General features: G+C 72.0%; 7 protein-coding genes. 4 read left to right on the top strand and 3 right to left on the bottom strand.

The features are described 5' to 3' along the window. Both ACFW1I_RS33135 and ACFW1I_RS33130 read right to left on the bottom strand, forming a co-directional pair. Positions 1-681: HEAT repeat domain-containing protein (locus tag ACFW1I_RS33135; protein WP_384676914.1), on the bottom strand; the 681-nt coding region annotated here is incomplete at its 3' end. 297 nt (positions 682-978) lie between these two features. Then, positions 979-2,388, bottom strand: coding sequence for a hypothetical protein (locus tag ACFW1I_RS33130; protein WP_384676912.1), 1,410 nt, complete (start codon positions 2,386-2,388; stop codon positions 979-981). A 158-nt stretch (positions 2,389-2,546) separates the two neighbouring features. Between ACFW1I_RS33130 and ACFW1I_RS33125 the strand changes: the two genes are divergently transcribed. Further along, entirely contained in the window at positions 2,547-3,317 is a 771-nt protein-coding gene (locus tag ACFW1I_RS33125; RefSeq protein ID WP_384676910.1) for a hypothetical protein, read from the top strand. A gap of 64 nt (positions 3,318-3,381) precedes the next feature. Here ACFW1I_RS33125 and ACFW1I_RS33120 read toward each other — a convergent pair whose 3' ends face one another. Next, positions 3,382-3,927, bottom strand: coding sequence for a hypothetical protein (locus ACFW1I_RS33120; RefSeq protein WP_384676908.1), 546 nt, complete (start codon positions 3,925-3,927; stop codon positions 3,382-3,384). Positions 3,928-4,191: 264 nt separating this feature from the next. On the opposite strand from ACFW1I_RS33120, the gene ACFW1I_RS33115 reads away from it, so the two are divergent. Genes ACFW1I_RS33115 through ACFW1I_RS33105 form a run of 3 tightly spaced genes read left to right on the top strand, consistent with a single transcriptional unit; the run spans position 4,192 to position 5,378 of the window. After that, a complete protein-coding gene (locus tag ACFW1I_RS33115; protein ID WP_384676906.1) occupies positions 4,192-4,434 on the top strand; it encodes a hypothetical protein in 243 nt (80 codons plus the stop codon). Between the two features lie 9 nt (positions 4,435-4,443). Beyond that, positions 4,444-4,512: a gallidermin family lantibiotic gene (locus ACFW1I_RS33110; RefSeq protein ID WP_383674716.1), complete on the top strand. Its 69-nt coding sequence runs from the start codon at positions 4,444-4,446 to the stop codon at positions 4,510-4,512. Between the two features lie 5 nt (positions 4,513-4,517). After that, positions 4,518-5,378 (top strand): helix-turn-helix domain-containing protein, encoded by an 861-nt coding sequence (locus ACFW1I_RS33105; RefSeq protein WP_384676933.1) that lies wholly within the window; start codon positions 4,518-4,520, stop codon positions 5,376-5,378. The last annotated feature ends 171 nt before the right edge of the window (positions 5,379-5,549 follow it).

The following is a 5,549-nucleotide window of genomic DNA, read 5'->3' as shown; positions in this document are numbered from 1 at the left end:
TTTGTCGGCGGGAGCGACGGGGGCCGGGTGCCCGCGCGCCGCCAGAGGGGTGTCCGTTTCGGTCTTAGCGCTGTCGGCCAACGAACCCAGCCATGCCCGCGCGGGCGCCGCGGCCGCGGCCAGACGGGTTGCCAGGTCGGCCATCGTCCGCACCACCAGCAGACGCTCGACGGCACCGTTCTCTTCCACGAGGCGACCTTGCAGGAGCCCCACCGCCCGTTCGGCATCGTCAAGGAAGAGCCCCAGACCCTCGATCGACGCCCGGCGCACCCGCGGGTCGGGGTCACCGGCGTAGGCGACGAAGGCGTCGGCGTGCTCGCGCATCAGGCGTGCGGTGTCCGGGTAGATCGTGGACTCTTCACCGTCCTCGCCACAGATGACGGCGTAGATCTCCTCGGCGTCGACCGCTTCCCGCCCGATGCTGAGCAGCAGCGCGACGACTTCCCCGCGGTCCGGAGTCGCAGGGTCGTCGGCCATCGCGAACAGGAACGGCAGGCTGGCCACCGTGCTCGTGTACACGCTCCCTTGATGGAGCGCTGCGCTGTAGAAGTTGCCGAACGCTTCCTCGCGTACGGCAGGGTCGGGCGACAGCATGCCGCGCAGCCACTCCGGCACGTCGTCGGCTGCCCCGTAGGCGTGCCCCAGGGACGCCCAGTCGGTCCTGTCCAAGTCGTTGATCATGACCGGCACTATGCAGGGCAGCACTGACACTTGGGGCAGGGCCAGCCCCGACACCGTCCTGCGGCAGGGGCAGCCTCCCTCAGCGGCCCTGGAGAGGCCGGGGGCGGGGCGGGAGCGCAGGCGGCCGGCTCGTGGTGCGTGGGAGGACTGGCAGGCGTACGGGACGGCCGGGCTGGAGGAGACGGTTCAGGCAGTCCGGGCGGAGCCGAGTACAGCGGCCTGAACTTCCGGCGGCGGGCTGCAGCGCCGAGACGCCTGGGGTACGGCGCGGGCGGGCGGTGGAGCTCCCCGCGGGGGTCAGGTGGCGGTGATGTCGGCGGGCCGGCTGCTGGGCGGGGTGGCGGTGAAGAAGTCGCGCAGGGGCTGGTCGATGCGGTCTCTGCAGCTGGTGCACTGCGCGGCGTCGTCGAGCAGGGGTGCGAGGTCGTCGGTGTCGGAAGGGGTCAGGACGAGCCAGCGCAGGATGATCTGCCGGGTCAGGAGCCTGAGAGTCCGCAGCTCTTCCAGTTTCTCCTGCTCTGTCTGGTTTTTGATCACGTCGCCGTGCACGTATGTGGATCGGGCCGCGTAGGCGCGCTGGACGATGTCCCCAACCGTTTTCTGGCGTTCGGGGGTGAGGAACAGGGCGGACGCGCGGGAGCGGATGTTGTTGGCGATGCCTCCGCGGTTGTCGTGGGGGCTGATCAGCAGGGCTTCCAGGGCGATGACGTAGTCGAGGTGCAGTTCGTCGGCCTCCACCTCCCAGACGGTGTCGTCGGTGTAGGTGCGCTGGTAGGCGGCCAGGAGGTGGCGGGCGGCGCGTTCGAGGCGCCGGGCGCGCCGGTTGAGGATGCGCCGCTGATGGGATGCGCCGGCCATGACCGCGTCGATCTTCGACGAGATCGCGGTGCAGAAGGCGGTCAGGGCCGCGAGGTCCTTGGCCGGGACGTAGAAGTCGCCGGTGTCGCGGACCTCGAACTCCTGCTCTCTTCCGTGCGGGTCTGGGTAGATCTTGATGGTGGTCGGTACGTTTTTGGGGTTCAGGTCGAAGCGGCGTCCGCGCGCGACGGTGAAAACCGAGTCCACGCGCAGGAGTTCGCTGTCCCACAGGACCAGAGGCAAAAGGGCCTGCCAGTGCAGGGCTTCCGCACGCGGACCGGTGAAGTCGAACCAGGTCGGCCGGCGGGTGACTTTGCGGCCGGGGTCGGGGACATGGAGGAAGGGCGCGCCGGTGATCAGGTCAAGGTCGAGGCTGCGGGGCCGCAGGCCGTGGAGCGCCGGCATCGGGACCGCCTGGCGCAGCTCGTCCAGGGTGAAGGTCTGCAGGGTGTACTGCCCCAGTTGGATCCGCGTTTTGCGGGGGAGGTCGGCGTTGAGGAGCAGCCATCGTTCGGGGACCGGCGCCGGACCGGTACAGAAGGCGACGAAGCTGTCGGCGACCTCAGAGACGGGCACGTCCGCGCCCTGGGCGATCAGGCGTGTCGCCTCGCCCAGGCCCGACTCCCCCAGCAGGGCCGAAAAGCTCGGGACCCAGTCCCCTTCGACCTTGCCGTAGAGGTCGGGGTGCTCGTCCTGGGGCGCCGCAGCAGCCACCGCATCTTCCAGGACGTCCCACTGCGGCAGCGTCGCCAGGGCTACGTCGGTGATGGCCTGGGGGACCGGTGGCAGGGTGCGGGCGTGCTCGAGCCACGACAGGACGGTCTCGCGCAGGGGGAGATGGGTGCTCATACGGCCCGAACGTAGTGGGCCGCCGTGCCCGTGGGCAGCGGTTTTCCCACACCGGGACCGGCCGGAAACGGTGGCCCCGGCCTGCGGTCTACGGGGTTCTGGCGGCCGGGGCGAAAAGCACAGGACGCCGCGCTCGGGGCGGCTTCACACTGGCGGGCATGCCTATGGAACCGGGCGATCTGCCGATCGTCGACGTGGATGGCCCTGCTACTTGGCCCCGTCCGCTCGCCGACCTTGTCGGCCGGCTCGCCGACGACGCCCGCCGCGCGGGTCACGCCCCGGAGTACTACCAGGACCTCGACCTCCTGTCGCACGAGGACATCGTTCTCGCCCACCTCGAAGGGCACCTCGTCCGGGCCCGTCACCACACCCGTCTGCTGGACCACGAGAAGGACGCGATCCGCTCCCAGGGCCTGCGGCTGCTCAACGCCCGGCTCGTCAACGACCGCCTGGACCAGGCCCACGCGCTCGGCTACCTGAGCGTGGCGGAGCACGAGAGGCTGCGGTCGGTGAACGAGACGGTCCCCGAACAGCGCGGCTGGGGCAGGCGGGAGGACCAGGTGTGCCTGACCCTGTCGGCCGCGCCCCAGACCCATCACGTCGACGGAATCCGCCGGCTGCTGACCTACTGGGGCGGCGAGGCCATCTACTGGCAGCACTGCGAGGGCTCCCCCGCTCTCGCCGCGAAGCTCCGCAGCTTGGGAGCTCCCTCGGTCGTCACCGCCCTCCTGGACCTCGCCACCCCCGTCCAGGAGGGGCACAGCGTCTTCCCCTCCGTCGTCCACGTCTTCGTCGGCAAGGCCCTGGGCCACGAGCCGGCCGACGCCGACGTCTTCTACAGATCGCCGATCCCGCCCCAGCGGATCGAGTCCATCGTGTCCCCGGGCGACCCGGCCTACGACCGGTTCCCCGACCTGCCGCGCGGCTGACCTGCGAACGAGTCGACCGGTCGCGGCTGCTCAGGCGCCGACGCCGCCAGGGGCGTGGTGCCTGCTACCAGCGCAGGTTCGGCCGGGGCCGGGGCGGCAGTTCCGCCTGCTCAGCGATGGCGAGGAGGCGCTCGGCGGTCTCCTCGCCGACCGTCTCGACGAGCCGCTCGACGCTGGACGCGACCAGGATCCAGGATCGCCCCGGCAGTCGGCTCAGGCGGTCGACGGCGTCCGCCAAGGCCCCCGCCTCCAAGGCCATCATCGCCTGGACGTCGGCGGAGTCCGTCTCCTGCGGCACCGTCGCCTCCCGCACCAGGTCGACCGAGACCGTCACATCGTCGATCACCGTGACCCTGGCCGCGTTCTCGATCATGCCGGGCTCGTAGGTGCCTTTGAGCTCCAGGGCCCGGTGGACGGCGATGTCCGCCGCAGGGTACCCGGCGGCCAGGAGGCGGCGCAGCGCGGCATAGGCGGTGTGGGACTTGCCGGACCAGTGCGGCCCCAGGAGCAGCAGGCGGGCGGTGTCGCCAGCCAGGACGGTGGTGCACCAATGGGCGACGGCGGGGTGGTCGGTCTCGGCATCGCGGAAAAGGGCGGGTATGACGGACATCGGCTCAGCGTAGCCGGACGCGCCGTGCAGCAAGGGGCGTTGGGCGTTCCTGGCGTCCGCTGCGTGGGGGCGTGGACAGAATGATGTCCTCACAGGGTCTGACCTGCGGCCCGTCGCGGACGTGGTGTGTACGCCTCTTGCGGGCTGGAGGGAAGCGGGTCGCACAGGGCCTGGGAGCACTGCCACGATCGGTGTCACCGCGCCGGGCGCTACCGCCTGCGGGCACTTGTCCTACTCCCTTGCTGCCGATTCCGAGGTACCGCCATGTCTTCTTTCCCCTCCCCTCCCCCGTCCGCAGGCTCGTCGGGCTGCTCCTGCGCCGAGGGCCGGCTCGGCGTGGGTGAGGCGGCCGTCGCCGTCGTGCCCGTCGTCTGCGTCACCGTGCTCGCCGCCCTCGAGCGCCCCCTGCCCGGGGCTCTGGTCGCCTTCACGGCGGCGGCCGGATCGCTGCTCGTGCCGGGACGGTGGAGCTGCCTGCTCGGCGTGTGTTCCGAGAGCGGCCGGTGAACCGCCGTACTGCCGCCGCCTCGTGGCCGGAGCTGGAGGCGCTGCACGCCTGGCTGCGCGAGGCCCGGGGCGAGCTGACGTTCGTGCAGCTGGCCAAGCGGTCCGCTGAGGCAGGACGGCCGGTATCGGAGCGGACACTGCGGCGCGCCTTCGAGGTGCGGCCGCCGAAGGAGGAGACCGTCCGTGCCTACGCCGGTGCGTGGGCGAGGTGGACGTCGGTCAGGAAGCCCCAGGGTGACGAAGCCGACCAGGCAGCCGTCTGGCGTGGGTTCGAGGCACGCGGCCTGGAGCTGCTCGCCGGCGCCGTGTCCGCCGCGCCCGAGGGCCCGGCGCCGGTCTGGCCGCCTCCCGTCTACGTGCCGGGGCGCATCAGGACCTGGCCGGGACTGACCGAGGAGTTGAAGCGCCTGCACGAGGAGACGGGCTCGCCTTCGCTGCGTCTGCTGGCCGCCTCCCCCGGGGCGGCCGGGCGCCTGTCGAAAAGCACGATCAGCAACATCCTCAACGGCAAGCGCCCGACCCTGGAGCAGCTGACCGCTCTCCTGGCGGCCTTCGGCGCAACGCGCGAGACGACCGACGGGATGCTCGCCGCGTACCGGCGGATCGTCGCCGAGCCCGAGCCACCCGCCGTCTACCCCTGCGACATCGTCGAGCGGGCCGAGCGCGACCGAGAGACGCACCTCGTGCAGGAGGAGACCAGGCTCCGGTACCGCGGCATCGAGCCCGAGCCCGAGGCGGAGCTCGACTGGTACGACGAGCAGTTGCGCGACGCCAGGGAGGCGGAGTGGCGGCGGCTGGAGATGTGGGTCGGCAGCCTCGGCGTGGAGGAGCTCGCCGCCCTGAACGATCAGGCCGCAGCCGCGTCGGGGCGCGATCTGCGCAGCGAGCTGAACGACGCCCGGGGCCGCCCGGGCGAGACGCCCGGCACGCCTCCCACCGCTTGACCGCCGCGCTTCACCGGACGGTCCCGGCGGGGCGTGCCCGCGTCGTTGCCCGGCCACCACCGGGCAGCCCCCTGCACCGGCCTGGAGGCGGAGACCCAGGGACAGGCGGGGGGGGGGCGCCGCGGGGGGGGGGGCGGGGGTGGCCGGGGGTTGGGTTGTTTGGGGGGCAGC

It is taken from the genome of Streptomyces sp. NPDC058955, assembly GCF_042741435.1.
Lineage (GTDB): Bacteria > Actinomycetota > Actinomycetes > Streptomycetales > Streptomycetaceae > Streptomyces.
The sequence above is the reverse complement of the archived record's forward strand: the minus strand, read 5'-3'. Positions and strand labels throughout refer to the sequence as shown.

Coding starts and splice junctions, on each gene's coding strand:
- ACFW1I_RS33130 (WP_384676912.1), bottom strand. CDS start 2,388: ATGAGCACCCATCTCCCCCTGCGCGAGACCGTCCTGTCGTGGCTCGAG.
- ACFW1I_RS33125 (WP_384676910.1), top strand. CDS start 2,547: ATGCCTATGGAACCGGGCGATCTGCCGATCGTCGACGTGGATGGCCCT.
- ACFW1I_RS33120 (WP_384676908.1), bottom strand. CDS start 3,927: ATGTCCGTCATACCCGCCCTTTTCCGCGATGCCGAGACCGACCACCCC.
- ACFW1I_RS33115 (WP_384676906.1), top strand. CDS start 4,192: ATGTCTTCTTTCCCCTCCCCTCCCCCGTCCGCAGGCTCGTCGGGCTGC.